A 16,751-nucleotide genomic window follows, 5' to 3' on the forward strand; every position below is an offset into this window, starting at 1 on the left:
TCGGTGCCTTCGCTTGTGTTCAATGGTGTCTAGCAACTGTTGAAAGGCGTTGAGCGATCGCGCCATTTCCTCGTCCACAAGTTGCTCAATCTGTTCATCCGAAAGTATTTCTGTTTCGCTTGTTATAATCTGTTCATCGCTTTCACCCTCACCTGAACGTGTTCACCGTATTAATCCTAGAGTTGTGAAAAAACCTGTATCAAAATTTCGTTCTAAAAAACCGCAACACAGAGGGACTGGACAACGAGTAGAAGTTACAAAATTTCATATCAATCATCAGCTTGCTAGCCTTAACTGAACCGTATTGGTTTATAACCCAACATTTTCATATCAGTCCTCAATTTCATGCCAATTTCATTTTGAGATGAAAGACTGGGTATAAGGTGCAGAAAAATCCCCCAAAACAAAGCTAGCTTTGTTTATCAAAAATTACGATCGCAATTTCTTTGCACCCATACTTCAGGATTTCTGATAGCGATGCCCAACTCTCTGCGTTTCCAACCAATTCTAACCATTCGTTGTGTTTCTGGTAGACTTGTCAGCTTGCTATTATTGGCAAGCCCAGTAGCAGTTTTAGCCCACGCCGGACACGGAGATGAATTTCACCAAGAAAGTGAAACTACCCCAGCAACTAGCTCTATTCAAGTTGACAGTCAAACTGCCCAACGCCTGGGAATAAAAATTGAGCCAGTAAAAAGCCAGCGTTTAGCTGTGGGTATAAAAACCACAGGACAGATTGAAACTCTACCTAACAAACAAGTAGAAGTAACCACACCAATTGCAGGCGCGAAGGTGGTTGAGTTATTAGTAGAACCTGGTGCATTAGTTAAACAAGGTCAACCCGTCGCTATACTATCTAGCCCTGATTTGGTAGAATTGCGGGTTAACTCCCAAGAAAAACTGGCTCAAGGACAGGCTGATTTGCAACAAGCCTTAGCTGATTTAAAATTAGCGCAACAAAACCGCGATCGCTATCAACAAATTACCACAGCAGAGATCGCCCAAGCCCAAAGTCAAGTGGCATTTTCCCAAGAAAAGTATGATAAAGATCAACAATTAGTTGCTGAAGGTGCTTTACCACGGCGTAATGCTCTCGAATCTCAAACTCAATTGGCACAAGCTAAAGCTGAACTTACCAAAGCGAATAGCCGCAGAGAGGTTATTGAGGCTGAAAATCAACTTAGACGCGCTCAGGCATTTGTTGACGTAGCAAAATCCCGGATTAATCTCAGTAACAGCACGTATGAAACTCGGCTGCAACAACTAGGAATCCGTGGCAATGCCAAAGGACTTGTGACAGTAACATCTCCCATTTCTGGAAAGGTTGCAGATAGAGAAGTTAGTCTCGGTCAAACCTTTGAGGATGCAGGCGGTAAGCTGATGACGATTGTTAATGACAATCAGGTTTTTGCCACAGCGAATATATATGAAAAAGATTTAGACAAATTTAAAACAGGACAACAAGTTAGGGTTAGAGTTGCTTCTGTCCCGAATCGTACTTTCACAGGACGAATTGCGGTAATTAATTCTGTAGTAACAGGTGAAACGCAGGTTGTACCTGTAAAAGCCGAAATCAATAACCCTAGTGGTGTACTCAAACCAGGGATGTTTGCAGACTTGGAAGTTTTGACAAACCAAACCTCCTCAGCTATCTTGGCGATTAAGAATGCGGCTGTGGTAGAAGCTAATAATAAAAAAGTTGTCTACATCCAAAATGGCAATGCTTATCAACCAGTTGAAGTTAGCTTAGGTCAAACCTCTGGAGACATGGTTGAGGTCAAAACAGGTTTATTTGAGGGAGATATGATTGTCACCCAACGCGCACCGCAACTTTACGCCCAATCTCTGCGAGGCGGGGGGAAAGTAGAGGAGAAGGGGGGCAGGGAGCAGGGGGCGGGGGAGCAGGGAGCAGGGGGCAGGGGGCAGGGAGCAGGGGAGAAAGAAGTAACTGCTAATTCCTCACTTCCTTGGTGGGTTGGACTTGGAGGAGGAACTGTATTAAGCATTGTAGGCTTTATCGGCGGTACTTACTGGGCTAACCGCCGCATTCAATCCCGCCTAAAACCAGAAACACCAATAATCGATCGCAACTCCCAATCCTCAGCCCCCCCTCAATAAACCTCCGCGTACCTCTGCGCTTCCCTTTGCGTCCCTTTGCATTTAAATCAAATATGCTCAATGCCATCCTCAAGTGGTCAATTATTCAACGCTGGATAGTCGTGCTACTCGCAATAGTAGTCACAATTTGGGGTACATATAACCTCACCCAAATGCCCCTAGATGTATTCCCTGACTTCGCCCCGCCCCAAGTTGAAATTCAAACTGAAGCCCCAGGACTAGCACCAGAAGAAGTTGAAACACTAATTACCTTACCAATTGAAAGCGCGGTGAATGGTACACCAGGGGTAGAAACAGTACGTTCTTCCTCTGCTGTCAGCATTTCCGTTGTCAAAGTCATCTTTAAATGGGGGACTGATGTTTATCAAGCCCGTCAACTAGTAACAGAACGATTACAGCAGGTACTGCAAAAATTACCAGAGGGCGTGGAAAATCCGCAAATTTCACCCATTTCTTCCCCCATTGGCACAGTTCTACAGTACGCCTTCACTGCTGAAACAACCCCACTTATGGAAGTGCGGCGCTTAATTGACAGGGATGTTACCAATAGATTGCTAGCTGTACCGGGGATTTCTCAAGTAATTGTTTATGGTGGTGATGTTCGTCAGTATCAGATATTGGTGAATCCAGCAAAATTAAAGGCTTTCAATGTCACCTTAGATGAAGTCACAGCTGCGGCTAGAGGAGCTAACGTCAATGCTGCGGGTGGCTTTTTGGTCAATCCAGACCAAGAGTTAATTATTCGCGGCTTAGGGCGCATCGAGTCAATTGAGCAACTGGGTAAATCTGCAATAACGGCACGGAACGGAACACCTATACTACTGCAAGATGTGGCAGATGTTAGCATTGGAGCCGGCTTAAAACGTGGCGATGGCAGTTTGAATGGTCAACCAGCAATTGTGGTGATGGTCAACAAGCAGCCACAAAATGATACTCCCACAGTTACTAAAGCAGTTGAAAAGGCGATCGCAGAAATTAAAGCTGGCTTACCCCAAGATGTCAAACTCACAGAAACTTTCCGCCAAGAAAACTTTATTGAAGCTGCGATTGAAAACGTTACCAGTTCTCTACGCGATGGCATTATCATCGTTTCCATCATCTTGTTGATGTTTTTAATGAACTGGCGCACTGCGATTATTACCCTCAGCGCTATTCCCTTATCAGTTCTGATTGGCATGATGATTCTGGGCTTATTTGGCCAAGGTATCAACACGATGACACTGGGAGGATTAGCTGTTGCTATTGGTTCAGTAGTGGATGACTCAATTGTAGACATGGAAAACTGTTACCGTGGTCTACGCAAGAACCAAGTAGCAAGCAATCCAGTGCATCCATTTAAGGTCGTTTATGATACTTCTGTAGAAGTTAGAGTCAGTGTTATTTTTTCAACGATAATTATTGGCGTTGTCTTTGCCCCAATTTTCACCCTTACAGGTGTAGAAGGTCGGATATTTGCGCCAATGGGTGTTGCCTACTTGGTATCAATTTTTGCTTCTACCTTAGTGGCAATGACTTTATCTCCAGCACTTTGTGCGATTTTGCTAGCAAATCGACAATTACCAGCCGATGATACCTGGATAAGTGCTTTATCACAACGAATTTATCGACCTCTGGTCAATTTTTCCATCCGTTTCCCGACAATTATTTTGGCAGTGGCGGGTGCATCCTTAGTAGCTTCTTTGGTAATTTTACCGAGTTTGGGAAGGGTATTTTTGCCAGAGTTTCAAGAACCATCCTTAGTGAACACAGTTTTGCTTTATCCAGGGAGTTCTCTGGAGGCGACAAACCAAGTCGGATTTGCGTTGGAAGATGCGCTTAAAGACGACAAGCGATTTAAGACAGTGCAGTTACGAGCCGGACGCGCGGCTGGTGATGCAGATGCTGGGGGGGTGAATTTGGGACATTTAGATGTGGAATTGAGTGCAGAAGGATTAAAAGATCGGCAAGGGAGTATTGAAAAGCTGCGGCAGGAGTTTGGTAAGATACCTGGAGTTGCTTCCAATATTGGCGGATTTATCTCGCACCGCATGGATGAGGTATTATCAGGGGTAAGAAGTGCGATCGCAGTTAAAATTTTCGGCCCTGATTTAGCAGAGTTGCGCCACATTGGATCTGAAGTTCAATCTGCAATGACTGGAATTTCAGGAATCGTGGACTTACAACTCGAACCCCAAGTCCCCATTAAACAGGTGCAAATTCAATTCAATCGGGAAGCCGCAGCACGTTATGGTTTAACTGTAGGTCAGCTCACTGAAATGCTAGAAACCGCACTCAATGGGCGAGTTGTCTCTCAGGTACTCGAAGGGCAACAATTATTTGACCTTGTAGTTTGGTTGCAGCTAGAATCTCGCAACAACTTAGATGTAATCCGCAACTTATTAGTAGATACCCCCACAGGGCAAAAAATTCCATTAGCGCAACTCGCCAGCATTGATTATGGAACTGGCCCCAACACAATTAATCGGGAAAATGTCTCACGCTTGATTGTCGTTTCTGCTAATGTCTCCGGTCGAGATTTGGGTTCGGCGGTAGAAGAAATTCAAACTAAAGTTAGTCAAGCAATCCAATTACCCACAGGCTATTTTATTCAATACGGCGGTCAGTTTGAATCAGAGCAACGAGCTACTCAAAACTTGCTGGTATTTGGAGGACTGGCAATTGTCGTCATTGCAGTCTTAATGTACTTCGCAGTAAAATCTGTTGCTGCCATGCTGATGATTATGATTAACCTACCTCTGGCGTTGGTAGGGGGTATATTTTCCATTGCTTTGGGAGGTGGGATTATCTCTGTCGCTTCCTTGGTAGGATTTATTACCCTATTTGGCGTAGCAACGCGCAACGGACTGCTGCTAGTAGACAACTACAACAGTAAATTGACCCAGGGAATGCCTCTAAAAAAAGTTATTTTTGAGGGTTCAATGGAACGCTTGGTTGCCATTTTGATGACAGCTTTAACTTCAGCTTTAGGCATGATCCCCTTAGTAATTGGCACAGACGCAGGGAAAGAAATATTGCAACCACTTGCCATAGTGGTATTAGGAGGCTTATTTACTTCTACAGCTTTAACATTATTAGTATTACCCGCATTGTATGCCCAGTTCGGGAAATTATTGATGCCTAAACAAACTCTATCAGATGGAGAGCATAGCAGCAATGTTGGAACAGCTTTTGATTGGTAATCAATTCTAAAAATTAGAAGTTTGGATTCAATTAAGAATAACTTTTAGGAGTAAACTAATGAAATCAATAAAATCTGGTTTGATTCTTATTGCAAGTGCAGGAATAGTTTTATTGGCAGCTTGTAGTAACAGCAATCCAGCAGCTAATACAGAAAATATTCCAGCTTATAGCTCAAATCCTCAGCCTTCAGCTTCATCTATTCTTAAAGCAGAGGGACAGCATGGCAAATCTCATGGAGGTCAAATTGTCGAGACAGGAGCTTACCATTTAGAATTTGTCCCAGTCAAAGAGGCTAATGGAACTCATCTAGATTTATATTTGCAAAGAGGAGACAATCACGAGGCAATACCTAATGCCAAAGTTACGGCTCAAATTCAGTTACCTGATGGAACACAAAAGACAGTTCCTTTTACTTATGATGCAAAAGGTAAACATTACGCAGGTTTATTAAAAGAAAAAATTAATGGTCAGTATCAGGTGAAAGTTAATGCAGATATTCAAGGTAAAAAAGTAGACGGGCGTTTTAATTTTAATCGGTAACTAGTAGGGTGTGTTATGCTGTAGGTTAATGCAGCGTCAACAATTCAAGGTGCGTTGCGCTCCGCGACAACACACTTTACATTTAAATTTATCAAAATAGCTTGAAATATTAGTGCCGACTTACTGAATTACGAATTAGTATGACGAGTGAAATTTATGCGAGTGCTATTAGTAGAAGATGAAACAGATTTAGGTGATGCCATTAAGCGAACTCTTACCCAACACAAGTATTTAGTCGATTGGGTAGTAAATGGTAATGATGCCTGGGCATATTTAGAAAATAGCTGGACACAATATACACTAGCTATTTTTGATTGGATGCTACCAGGAATATCAGGATTAGAATTGTGCAAACAGTTACGCTCCCATAAAAATCCTCTGCCTGTGTTAATGCTGACAGCTAAAGATAGCATGGAAGATAAAGTGGCTGGGCTGGATGCTGGCGCAGATGACTATTTAGTAAAGCCATTTGGGATGGCAGAATTATTAGCGAGATTACGCGCATTACAAAGGCGATCGCCCCAATTTCAGCCACAAGAATTAACTGTTGGCAATCTAACTTTAGATTATGGTAATAATTTAGTTGTTAGTCAGAATGCTGCGGGAAATAAACAGGAAATTCCTCTAACAAATAAAGAATTCCAGCTACTAGAATATTTGATGAAGCACCCAAACCAAATTGTTACTACAGAACAAATTCGCAATCAGCTATGGGAAGTCAGTGCAGAACCAGTGAGTAATGTGGTAGCAGCACAAATGCGTTTGCTACGGCGCAAACTAGCTAATAGTCGTTGCGAAAATATAATTGAAACCTTGCATGGGATGGGATATCGTTTGAATCTTACCGATGAAAGTCTCTATTAATTGTTTTTTATTATAATGACTGAGTTGAGGCGTTGATAAGCAATCATTCTTCACCACCAATAACGATCAATTCGCCATCCTCCTTTTCAATATGTATGAAATTTATCTCCATTACTGACTTAAATTCTTTTTTATACCTAGGTTTCATTGCCTTAATCAAAATATTAATCATGTTATCAATACTCTGCTCTACTATTAGTAAATCTTGTATTCGTAACTCGCTAATGTTTTTTGGTAAACCCAGCTTATCTCGCATACTCACAGAAAGTATAAACATACAGCCATCTTCAAATATCACTGGTGTTTTCATCGCCTTAGTTAGATTGGCGTGTATGAAATCATTTCTAAGATTAATAATAGAGTGAAAATTTTTAAATTCCTCACTTTCGCCATCAATTAATTCATCTTTAAAGCAACTACAATATAGAGGGGCAAGTTTCAACTTAATATCAATTTGTTCTCTTGAAAGCCTATCATAAATTCTTTCATCTCGTAATTCAGGTTTCAGATATAGCTCGTAGATTAAGTTCAACAACCCTTCAAATGATGCCATAAACAAGAAAAAGGCTGCTCGACAAATATCCTTTGACATTATGTTAGAAATAATGTCAGATTTTAAAGAGTTTGAATTTATTTTTTTAAGATGCTCCATGAGGTTACTGGCACTTTGATAATAAAGCGCAAATGGGTTCTGTAGAATAAAGTTTTCTGTGTTTATAGCCGCACTTTTGATTTGCGAGTTATATTTTTGAGCTTGTTTCTGGAGTAGCTCTACAAATTCTTGACCTATTTTCTTGGCTTCTAATTCGTCACCTGAATCTGCATAGACACCCACGCTCCAACTTTCTATTTTCCAATCATATACATCTAATATTGCATTAGGAACTTTCAATTCATATGACCATTGCGACTTATTATCAATAGAGTGCCTATTAGGTTCTCCAAATAATCCTTTAAGCGTAAGATAGGCAGCATAGGGAGATAAATCATCTGGTTTCAGTAATACAGTGCGGTTTTGATAGTCTGGGTGTTCATTTTCATTTGTTAGGCGAATTTCAACTAGCTTCATAGAGAATTTTTTATGCAGGTTTATAATGAAATAATATACTAATCTGCATTCACAATACACCTTAAAGTCTAAATTTATTAACGGTGGATAGCTTAGAATACAATACCGATGCTCGAACTAGTAATGTACTGCACTGAAATGTTTGGTGGCTGGTAGTTGCTACGACCAAATTTATATGTTGATAGTTTTTTTATGAATCAGAATAAACTATTTCAGCAAACCCGCCTACGTTTAGCGCTGTGGTATGCGCTTGTCATGGCTTTGATTTTAAGTTTGTGCGGATTTGGCATCTACAGAGCAATTTCCCATGCCCATTGGATGACATTAGACCGAGAACTGGAATCTGTGGCAGGAACCTTACACGATACTATTGAGTTAAAATTACAAAAACCTGGTCAATTGGAACCAGTAATACAGCAACTTTTACCTAATATTTGTGTAGTTGGAAAAAGTTGTATTCAAGAACAATCAATTTCCAAACGCCATATTTTAAGCGCTATCAATCAAAGCAATTATTATGTTCGTTTTTTCGATAATTCAGGAAGCTTAATTGCGATCGCAGGAACTTATCCAGACGAATTACCTATAGTTTTTAACAAGGAACTTTGGCAAACCATTAAAGATAGCAAAGGCAACTTTTATCATCAAATTTCCTTTGTGCTGCACACCCAAGAAAATCTCGATTGGGGTTACATCCAAGTAGGGCGAAGTCTTGCGGACTTTAATAGTTATCTCACTGCGGTAAAACTCACTTTAGCATTGGGACTACCAATCGTAATGGGTTTAGTTGGTGTTGCTAGTTGGTGGTTAGCAGGATTGGCAATGCAGCCGATTTATCGCTCATATAAACAAGTCCAACAATTCACAGCAGATGCCGCCCACGAATTGCGGACACCTTTAGCAGCAACACAAGCGACAGTAGAATCCGCACTCATGATGTCTCAATTAGATGAAACAGAAGCGCGGGACATTCTACAAACCCTATACCGCCAGAATCAGCGACTCACAACTCTAGTTACAGATTTACTGTTGCTGACTCGCTTGGATCGTCAATCTGTGCCAATGCAACGGGAAATTTGTTGCTTGGATGATATTGTTAATGACTTAATAGAGGAATTTGCTGCCTTAGCGATCGCAGCAGGTGTAACACTGACATCTTCTGTACGGATGTCAACTCCTTTGAATGTCATTGGTAATGCAGATCAGCTTTATCGCTTATTTTCTAACTTAATTATCAATGCAATTCAATACACACCACAAACAGGAAAAGTAACCCTTTACTTAGACCGTAGTGACTATTATGCTGTGATTCAGGTGCAAGATACAGGCATTGGTATTCCCCAGCCAGAGTTAACTCGGATTTTTGACCGCTTCTATCGAGTGAATAGCGATCGCTCCCGTAGCACTGGCGGTTCTGGATTAGGATTAGCGATCGCACAGGCAATTGTTTTGGCACACCACGGCAGTATAGATGTACAGAGTGAATTTGGCAAAGGTAGCACTTTTACTATTAAGTTACAAAAAAAGCCAGAAGGCAAAAGGCAAGTGGCAGGAGGAAAAAATTATTAATAAAACTAGTTTACATCTGTGGAAAACTTGTGGAAAAAGCCAGTTAATTTTCCACAAGGTAATTATACTTAATTAAGTTTTATCGGCAAAATATCAACTTTCCCCCAGTTTTTTCCACAAAAAATCAGATTTTTCCACAATTTAAGTTGAATTTAATCAATTTTTATCCATTACTTAATATTCTCGACTAATTATTCGGTTGTTAAGACTAATATTCACGGTGCTAGTTGTGGAAAACTTAAAATACATCATCAGGATGGTTTTTGAGAACGGCTAGTCATATTGATGCGATCGCTCAGTTGGCGGATTGTTTGTGCTAAAGTGCGATCGCTCTGGTGAAGTTGAGTAATTTTATCGCAACTATAGATTACCGTTGTATGGTCTTTACCACCAAACTCCTCCCCAATTCTCGGCAAACTCAGGGACGTATGTTGGCGCATGAGATACATTCCTAATTGACGCGCCCAGCTAATCTCTCTTCGCCGTGAGTTACTTTTGAGGTCGTCTATTGAAACATCAAAATTATCCGCCACCACCTTTAAAATTGCTTCTGGGGTAGCTGCCATTTTTTCGTTAGGCGGTTCTAAAACCGGTGTGATATTTTCCACCGTCATCGGCAAGTCCCAAATAGAAATATAAGCCACCGCCCGAATTAAAGCTCCTTCTAATTCTCGAATATTAGAAGTATAGTTAGAAGCGATATACTCAATCACATCGCGGGGAAGACTAATATTTTCATCCTCGGCTTTTTTTTGCAAAATTGCCATTCTCGTTTCTAAATCCGGCTTTTGGATATCCGCGATTAACCCCATAGAAAACCGAGAACAAAGACGTTCTTGCAAGCTAGGAATCTGGTTAGGAGGACGGTCGGAAGCAATGACAACTTGTTTCCCAGCTTCATGTAAAGTATTAAAAGTATAAAAAAATTCCTCTTGGGTATATTCTTTACCCTCAAGAAACTGAATATCATCAACTAATAAAAGATCAGCGGCTCGGTAATGCTCTCGGAAACTCTGCATACTATCCTTACGAATCGCTGTAATTAAATCATTAGTAAACTGCTCAGTAGAAACATAAAATATTTTACAATCAGGACAAATTTCCCAGCGATAATGACCAATAGCTTGCATCAAATGAGTTTTACCCAAGCCTACACCACCGCACAAAAACAAAGGATTAAACTCTTTACCTGGAGATTCTGCAACTGCTAAAGAAGCAGCATGAGCCATACGATTATTAGCACCAACTACAAATCGTGAAAATACATATTTAGAATTTAATTCAGTAGTTTTATGATTGCGATTAGGAATAGGCTCAGAAATACTGCTGGAATTCGGTGATTCCCAAGAAACCTCTCGTTCACTAAAATGAGAAACTTCATCACCTTGAGCAACGGTAATGTAAATTCCCACAGGATGACCAAGAATATCTTGTACTACATGAGCAATAGTATTAATGTAATACTTCTGTAGCCAGTTACGAGCGAATGGGTTAGGAGCGCGGATAACCAAGCAATTATTTTCTAATCGCTCCGCACTAGCAGTTTTGATCCAAGTTTCAAAGGTAGGTCGGGATAGTTCAAGCTGTAGACGCTCTAGTACCTGACTCCACAGACTTTCTATGGGAATTTCCATTATCCACCAGCTTTGCTGCTAATCGTCACAATAGAAGAGAAAGCACTAATTTAGCATTGAGACACGCTAGACCTAGAATAAACTTTTAAGTTGTAATCATTTTGGGACATACCCGGTAGGAAAGATCCTAACACCCACCGACTGACACGGAGAAGCAACGACACATGAAGACAACAAATCATCACTCAGCGCCTAAAAAGATTAATATTAAGGATTTGCCCCACAGATGGGGAGCAGATAATATTCTGGGGATGCTCTCATACGGGGTAGCAGTGGTGTTCCTGGGGAGCTGCTCTCTTCTACCTGCTAAGACCTTTGAGGCTCAACAAAGCGATAGGCAAGCTCAAAAGACAATAGAATCGAACCCGGTAATTGTCCCCCCACCGATTTTCTCTTCCTCTGGAGATCCTAATTTTGTAGTGAAAGTAGTGCAACAGGTGGGGCCTGCGGTAGTTCGGATTGATTCTTCCCGAACAATTACTTCGCGTGTACCAAACGAATTTAACGATCCATTTTTCCGACGGTTTTTTGGAGATTCAGCCCCACGGCCTAGACAACGGGTAGAGCGGGGTAGTGGCTCTGGATTTATCATTAACTCCTCTGGTCAAATTTTGACCAATTCCCATGTGGTAGATGGTGCTGATAGAGTTACTGTCACACTCAAAGATGGCCGGACTTTTGATGGTAAAGTTCTGGGTGAAGATCCGGTAACTGATGTGGCGGCGATCAAAATTGATGCGAATAATCTGCCAACTCTATCTGTGGGTAACTCCGATGCTTTGCAGCCAGGAGAGGCTGTAGTTGCCATCGGTAATCCATTAGGCTTGAATAATACCGTTACTTCTGGGATTATTAGTGCTACAGGTCGTTCTAGTAGCGACATCGGTGCTAGTGACAAGCGGGTTGATTACATCCAAACGGATGCAGCGATTAACCCTGGAAATTCCGGTGGCCCATTGCTCAATGCTCGTGGTCAAGTGATTGGGATGAATACAGCTATTATTCGAGGCGCTCAAGGTTTGGGGTTTGCTATTCCCATTAATACCGTACAAAGGATTGCTCAAGAATTAATTGCTACAGGCAAGGTGGATCATCCTTATTTGGGTGTTCAGATGGTGACATTGACACCAGAAATTAAAGAAAGAATCAGAAATAGAGCAGGCGATCGCTTAAATCTACAAGCAGATGATGGCGTTTTGCTGGTTGAGATTGTACCGCGATCTCCTGCATCTGTGGCTGGGCTACGAGTCGGTGATGTGATTAAAAGCATTAATAGCCAGCCTGTTACTAAAATTGAAGAAGTACAAAAGCTAGTAGAAAAGAGCAAAATCGGTACTAAATTACCAATAGAAGTAGAACGCAATGGGCAAATTGTCCAAGTAGGAGTACAACCTGCTCCTTTGCCCGTAAGACGTGAAGGATAATATTTGTTATTTGTCATTTGTCATTATTTATTTGAAAGACAACTGGCATACTCCCCATTCCCTATTCCCAAAAAGAGTTTTATCATGACTGAATTAGTGCCAATAATCCAATTAGGCAATCCAACATTGCGCCAAAAAGCTGCTTGGGTTGAGAATATTCAAGATGAGCATATCCAAAAATTAATAGAAGACTTAATCGCTACAGTTGCCAAGGCTAACGGCGTAGGAATTGCTGCGCCTCAAGTAGCACAATCCTATCGTTTATTTATTGTGGCTTCCCGCCCTAATGCCAGGTATCCCAACGCCCCAGAAATGGAACCGACTGCCATGATTAATCCCAAAATCATTGCTCATTCAACTGAAGTTGTCAAAGATTGGGAAGGTTGTTTAAGTATTCCAGGAATTAGAGGTTTAGTTCCTCGGTATAAAGCTATTGAAGTAGAATACACTGACTGTCAAGGCAACTTACAAAAGCAAGAACTAACCGATTTTATCGCTCGGATTTTTCAACACGAATACGATCATCTTGATGGTATCGTATTTGTAGATTGTTTAGAGAATACTCTCGATATGATAACTGAACAGGAATATCAACAACGAGTCGTTAACAATAAATAAACGAATGAACGCTACAATCTATCAGAAAAGCAAAGAAATAGTTAAATCCAGAGTGCCTTCATGACGGCTGATCTGACATCTACAGCGACATCTGACTTTGTTACCGTGCTATCCGAGGCTGCGGCTGCGTATCGAGGACAAAAAGGCACACGCCCTAGTGCTGAAATATTAGTAAAGGCCTTGCTACAAGCAGAAAAAGCTGCCAAGCAGCAACGATTGACTTATCCGTTTAAGTCTCTTCTTGGTAAATGGCAACTTTGCTTTGCTACTGGCACTAAGAAAGTTAGAGAGCGCGGGGGAATTGTATTAGGGAAGGGTTTGTATGTGCCTAAATTTGTAGCAATCCATCTTTCCTTTAATGCCACCTGGGAACAGGATTTAGGCAGAGGCGAAATTGGTAATCAGGTTAAGTTTAGCCAAGTTTCATTGAAACTTACGGGGCCAGTGCAATATTTAAATAAGAAAAATTTATTGGCGTTTGACTTTAACCAGATGCTTATCAGTCTGTTTAGCCGTGTTGTTTACAACAGAGCGATCCGTTCTGGTAAAGTTCAAACAGAAGATTTTTATAGTCAGCCAATAGCTAAACTACCCTTTTTTGCCTTCTTTTTAGTGACGGAAGATTTCATTGCGGCTCGTGGTCGTGGAGGAGGATTGGCATTTTGGATTCGAGAAATTTAACTATTAGACATCTTCTGAAATTAATTATTCCTTGCGTGAAACCCTTGTAGAGAGGGAGTGCTGCTATTTATCTACATTGATCTTCGCTCTTCTGTCTGTCTTATGTCTATTATGTAAGCCCCTATTAATTCTGAAAACAGAATTAGTAGCGAGATATAAGATCGGTGATGAGAATTGCATTTGAAATCTATTTTTCGCATTGCTTTCAACAGATGCCGGATGTATCACAAATTACCCTCCGGCTTCGGCAGTTCTTCTTTGGTGAAATAACAATACCAGCCAGCCTCACCAATGATTTTCTTTTTAAATTCGAGAGCGGCAAAAAATTATCTTGCCTTTTGAAAGAAGTATATGCTAATATTGATAATTGTGTGGTTAAGGACGTATAGCTCAGTTGGTTAGAGCGCTACGTTGACATCGTAGAGGTCACTGGTTCGAATCCAGTTACGTCCATTAAGAATCCATATATAGTAAGGCTTTCAGTGTGTGACTTTACCCATAAGTTTGCCGCAATGGCAAGCTTATGGTTCCAATAGGGGGCGGCAAAGTTATGCTTCCAATTTTCCAGGTGTAGAGGAAGAAGCCAACTTACTCTGCCCTTTTAAGTCTAATAGCTTTACACTCCAATTTCACGTCGTGTTTCATTTAAAGCAGCACGAACCTGTCTGTAACGGAGATATCCAGGATGAGTCATTATTTCAGACACACGAGCTTCTGAGGGGTATTCTCCTTGATTATGCAACTTAAGTACAATCTGCTTAACTTCTCTGCAAGACTGCTGTATCTTTTCTGTATGACATGCTTTACCATAACTACGGTATTTGGCAGAAATAGCACTGCATAAATCTGGAAAGTGGCTGAAAATTGTCCGCCTATTATATCCCAAACGTGTAGCTACTTCTTTCATTGTCAGTGGTGGCTCTTTGTCGCTTCCAAGTATTGCTAGCAAAGCATCTTGTACTTGATTAGAGTTGAAAAGTTTTGGAGATGCTCTTAGTGTGGGCGATCGCCAACTTAGTAGTGGCAACTCCTGCTGACAGTGAGAACATTGCAAACATAGATATATTTTGTGTAAAGGACATACTTTTACTGAATTTATAGTCCAAAGTAGTGGTTTATAAATTACTTGTTTAGCTAAACGCCATTCTTCGTAACATACAGTACACCAAGCGCTTTGGGTACGAAACAAATTGCGCGTGGGAATAATTTCAGATCAAAATAGCAGGGTCAGCAAGTGCAAATCTTCTATAAGCGTTAGCTTCTGAAGTGCTTGTACTAAATCTATTACTATATTTCCTGTACCATTTATAGCTGTAGCACGGTCGAAAAGAGAACGTAAATCTCTACTAGTTCGGGATTTCAAAAATATTTGTTTTAGTAGTGGTGTAATAGTTCGTGAAATTAATACATCTGGAGGTACACAATGAGCCTCTGCTAATCTTTCTATGTATCCTGTAAGGCTTTCCACCATTGGTGTTCTAATGCCAACAGGCTCTAATTGATACAATTGACTGCGAGATGGAATAGAAAGCTTTTTTAAATCCCAACATTCGTATGTTACTAATCCATTAGCTAACATCTTGTTGCACTCCAATAGGATCTCTTTTGGGATTGCGTTTGCCAACTTTTCCTGGTGGACGAGTATTTTTTGGAGCTTCTTCTGGCTGTGCAATTGTTTTTGCGCCAAGTCCTAATGCAGAGCGTAAGTTTTGTACATCTGTTTCCGTTTCAGATAATTGTCGTTCGCCCTCTTGAATTTCCTTGAACATTCTCTGACACTGAGCAACCGACCAAGCACGTTTTTGTAAGTCTTTGAGAGTGACTGTTGTTGCTTGTCGATCCAGAGCATCTTTAAGAGCGCGTGTTAGCCAATTTTTCAGTATGCCAACACATCCTAATGTACGTTCATAAAAATATTCCCAATAAGTAATTAAATCTGGATGCTCTGCAAGTGGCATCTGCTGTTGAAAAGTCAACAATACGCTTTTAAAAGCCTGTACGTCTTCTGGACTGTCAGCACAATAACGGCGGAAATGAATATCGACACTACGGCGTGAGAGCTGACCGCTTAAATTACGGAATGTCAGTAATTCGTAGGTTCCTAATAGACAATGCAAGATACCTGTCATATTTGCCACAGATTTGAGGCAGTCTAATTGATCTTGTAGCTTGTATCCGCTTGCCATCTTGCCAAAATGTTGTGCTTCATCTACAAAAAATACGTCTGGATGACGATGGATGAGGGCATTTTCTAAAGCTCTGCGTAGAGCGGGTGCAACTACTTTCGACTCAACATTAATTTTTCCAAAATTATCGCGAGAGATACCACGCACACCATAATCAAACTTGTGATCGATTAAGGGTTCCTCTAAGGCGATTAAGGCGCGGGTGTAGTAATCTTTCCAGTTGAAGTTTCTCGATTCTGGGGCTACAGCTTCAACACCAACAACAGGAACACGACCTCGATCGCTTTCCAGTTTAGGTAATGCTAGTTCTGTTAATTTCTGTTCAACACGGAGTCGCAAAGTTGTTTTACCGATACCGCTAGCAGGGTTAGCGCGTCTCAAACCCTATTGACAGTGGGATTCTAGGAGAGGATTGAATTTGGGAGAGATGCGGCTAACACAGAAAGCATATACTGATCATTCATAGCGGCTCGCCGTGACTTTTGGCGAATACTGCGACGAAAAGATGATTCTTGCTCTAAGGCATTAAGAGCAATGCGACGTAGCAAAGAAAAATTCTGTGGACTGTGCAGAGAACGAATTCGACATTCATCCTCATTGAAAGTGACATCTAATGTCCAATGAACTGAATTTTCAATACCCCAATGCTGTGGAATGGCACTACCAATTTTATTAGCATTACTAGCGAGACTAGTGATGTAAAATTGCACCTCCTGGGTAGTTTTATTCCAATGCTGAATCGAACGCACTACCATCACTACTGTTGTTATTCCTGCCCATAAATCTTGTTCATGAAGTCCAGGAAGTTGTGACAGTGGTACGGTGTAAACCTGACGATTTTCCATGCGGTGATGTCCTTTTTCTACTC

Annotated in this window: 14 protein-coding genes, 1 tRNA gene and 1 pseudogene; 9 read left to right on the forward strand and 7 right to left on the reverse strand. The window is 41.0% G+C overall.

All coding sequences use genetic code 11. The annotated features are described in order from the left end of the window. Positions 1–477: 477 nt before the first annotated feature. From H6G97_RS21630 to rppA, 4 genes are all read left to right on the forward strand, one after another. Positions 478–2,118, forward strand: a complete 1,641-nt coding sequence (locus H6G97_RS21630; RefSeq protein WP_190942732.1) for an efflux RND transporter periplasmic adaptor subunit — start codon at positions 478–480, stop codon at positions 2,116–2,118. Positions 2,119–2,171: 53 nt separating this feature from the next. Then, positions 2,172–5,297 (forward strand): efflux RND transporter permease subunit, encoded by a 3,126-nt coding sequence (locus H6G97_RS21635; RefSeq protein WP_190942733.1) that lies wholly within the window; start codon positions 2,172–2,174, stop codon positions 5,295–5,297. A gap of 58 nt (positions 5,298–5,355) precedes the next feature. Further along, positions 5,356–5,838: a hypothetical protein gene (locus H6G97_RS21640; protein WP_190942734.1), complete on the forward strand. Its 483-nt coding sequence runs from the start codon at positions 5,356–5,358 to the stop codon at positions 5,836–5,838. Between the two features lie 156 nt (positions 5,839–5,994). Next, positions 5,995–6,702, forward strand: a complete 708-nt coding sequence (gene rppA / locus H6G97_RS21645) for a two-component system response regulator RppA (protein WP_190942735.1) — start codon at positions 5,995–5,997, stop codon at positions 6,700–6,702. Between the two features lie 43 nt (positions 6,703–6,745). Here rppA and H6G97_RS21650 read toward each other — a convergent pair whose 3' ends face one another. Then, positions 6,746–7,771 (reverse strand): hypothetical protein, encoded by a 1,026-nt coding sequence (locus tag H6G97_RS21650; protein WP_190942736.1) that lies wholly within the window; start codon positions 7,769–7,771, stop codon positions 6,746–6,748. Between the two features lie 192 nt (positions 7,772–7,963). On the opposite strand from H6G97_RS21650, the gene rppB reads away from it, so the two are divergent. Continuing rightward, positions 7,964–9,340 carry a two-component system sensor histidine kinase RppB gene (gene rppB, locus H6G97_RS21655; protein WP_190942737.1) on the forward strand — a complete coding sequence of 459 codons (1,377 nt, stop codon included), beginning with the start codon at positions 7,964–7,966 and terminating at the stop codon, positions 9,338–9,340. Between the two features lie 251 nt (positions 9,341–9,591). On the opposite strand, the gene dnaA is transcribed toward rppB, so the two are convergent. Then, positions 9,592–10,974 (reverse strand): chromosomal replication initiator protein DnaA, encoded by a 1,383-nt coding sequence (gene dnaA / locus H6G97_RS21660; RefSeq protein WP_190942738.1) that lies wholly within the window; start codon positions 10,972–10,974, stop codon positions 9,592–9,594. Between the two features lie 164 nt (positions 10,975–11,138). Between dnaA and H6G97_RS21665 the strand changes: the two genes are divergently transcribed. From H6G97_RS21665 to H6G97_RS21680, 4 genes are all read left to right on the forward strand, one after another. After that, on the forward strand, positions 11,139–12,398 hold the full coding sequence (locus H6G97_RS21665) for an HhoA/HhoB/HtrA family serine endopeptidase (RefSeq protein WP_190942739.1): 1,260 nt from the start codon (positions 11,139–11,141) through the stop codon (positions 12,396–12,398). A gap of 84 nt (positions 12,399–12,482) precedes the next feature. Further along, positions 12,483–13,016, forward strand: a complete 534-nt coding sequence (gene def / locus H6G97_RS21670; protein WP_190942740.1) for a peptide deformylase — start codon at positions 12,483–12,485, stop codon at positions 13,014–13,016. A gap of 60 nt (positions 13,017–13,076) precedes the next feature. Beyond that, the gene (locus H6G97_RS21675) at positions 13,077–13,697 is read left to right on the forward strand and encodes a hypothetical protein (RefSeq protein ID WP_190942741.1); all 621 of its coding nucleotides are present in this window, start codon (positions 13,077–13,079) and stop codon (positions 13,695–13,697) included. A gap of 379 nt (positions 13,698–14,076) precedes the next feature. Beyond that, positions 14,077–14,150 (forward strand) — tRNA-Val (locus H6G97_RS21680). A gap of 163 nt (positions 14,151–14,313) precedes the next feature. Here H6G97_RS21680 and H6G97_RS21685 read toward each other — a convergent pair. The 5 genes and pseudogenes from H6G97_RS21685 to H6G97_RS21700 all read right to left on the reverse strand — a co-directional run. Further along, positions 14,314–14,724: a TetR/AcrR family transcriptional regulator gene (locus H6G97_RS21685; protein WP_242055072.1), complete on the reverse strand. Its 411-nt coding sequence runs from the start codon at positions 14,722–14,724 to the stop codon at positions 14,314–14,316. Positions 14,725–14,766: 42 nt separating this feature from the next. Beyond that, positions 14,767–14,904, reverse strand: a pseudogene (locus H6G97_RS56020) (TniQ family protein); the annotation flags it as partial. Between the two features lie 6 nt (positions 14,905–14,910). Next, on the reverse strand, positions 14,911–15,276 hold the full coding sequence (locus H6G97_RS21690) for a TniQ family protein (protein WP_190942743.1): 366 nt from the start codon (positions 15,274–15,276) through the stop codon (positions 14,911–14,913). Continuing rightward, positions 15,266–16,264, reverse strand: a complete 999-nt coding sequence (locus tag H6G97_RS21695) for an AAA family ATPase (RefSeq protein WP_190942744.1) — start codon at positions 16,262–16,264, stop codon at positions 15,266–15,268. Before H6G97_RS21695 ends, H6G97_RS21690 begins: the two co-directional genes overlap by 11 nt. A gap of 20 nt (positions 16,265–16,284) precedes the next feature. Then, on the reverse strand, positions 16,285–16,751 hold a 467-nt coding region (locus H6G97_RS21700; protein ID WP_190942745.1), incomplete at its 5' end, for an ISAs1 family transposase.

The organism is Nostoc flagelliforme FACHB-838, from assembly GCF_014698065.1.
Lineage (GTDB): Bacteria > Cyanobacteriota > Cyanobacteriia > Cyanobacteriales > Nostocaceae > Nostoc > Nostoc flagelliforme_B.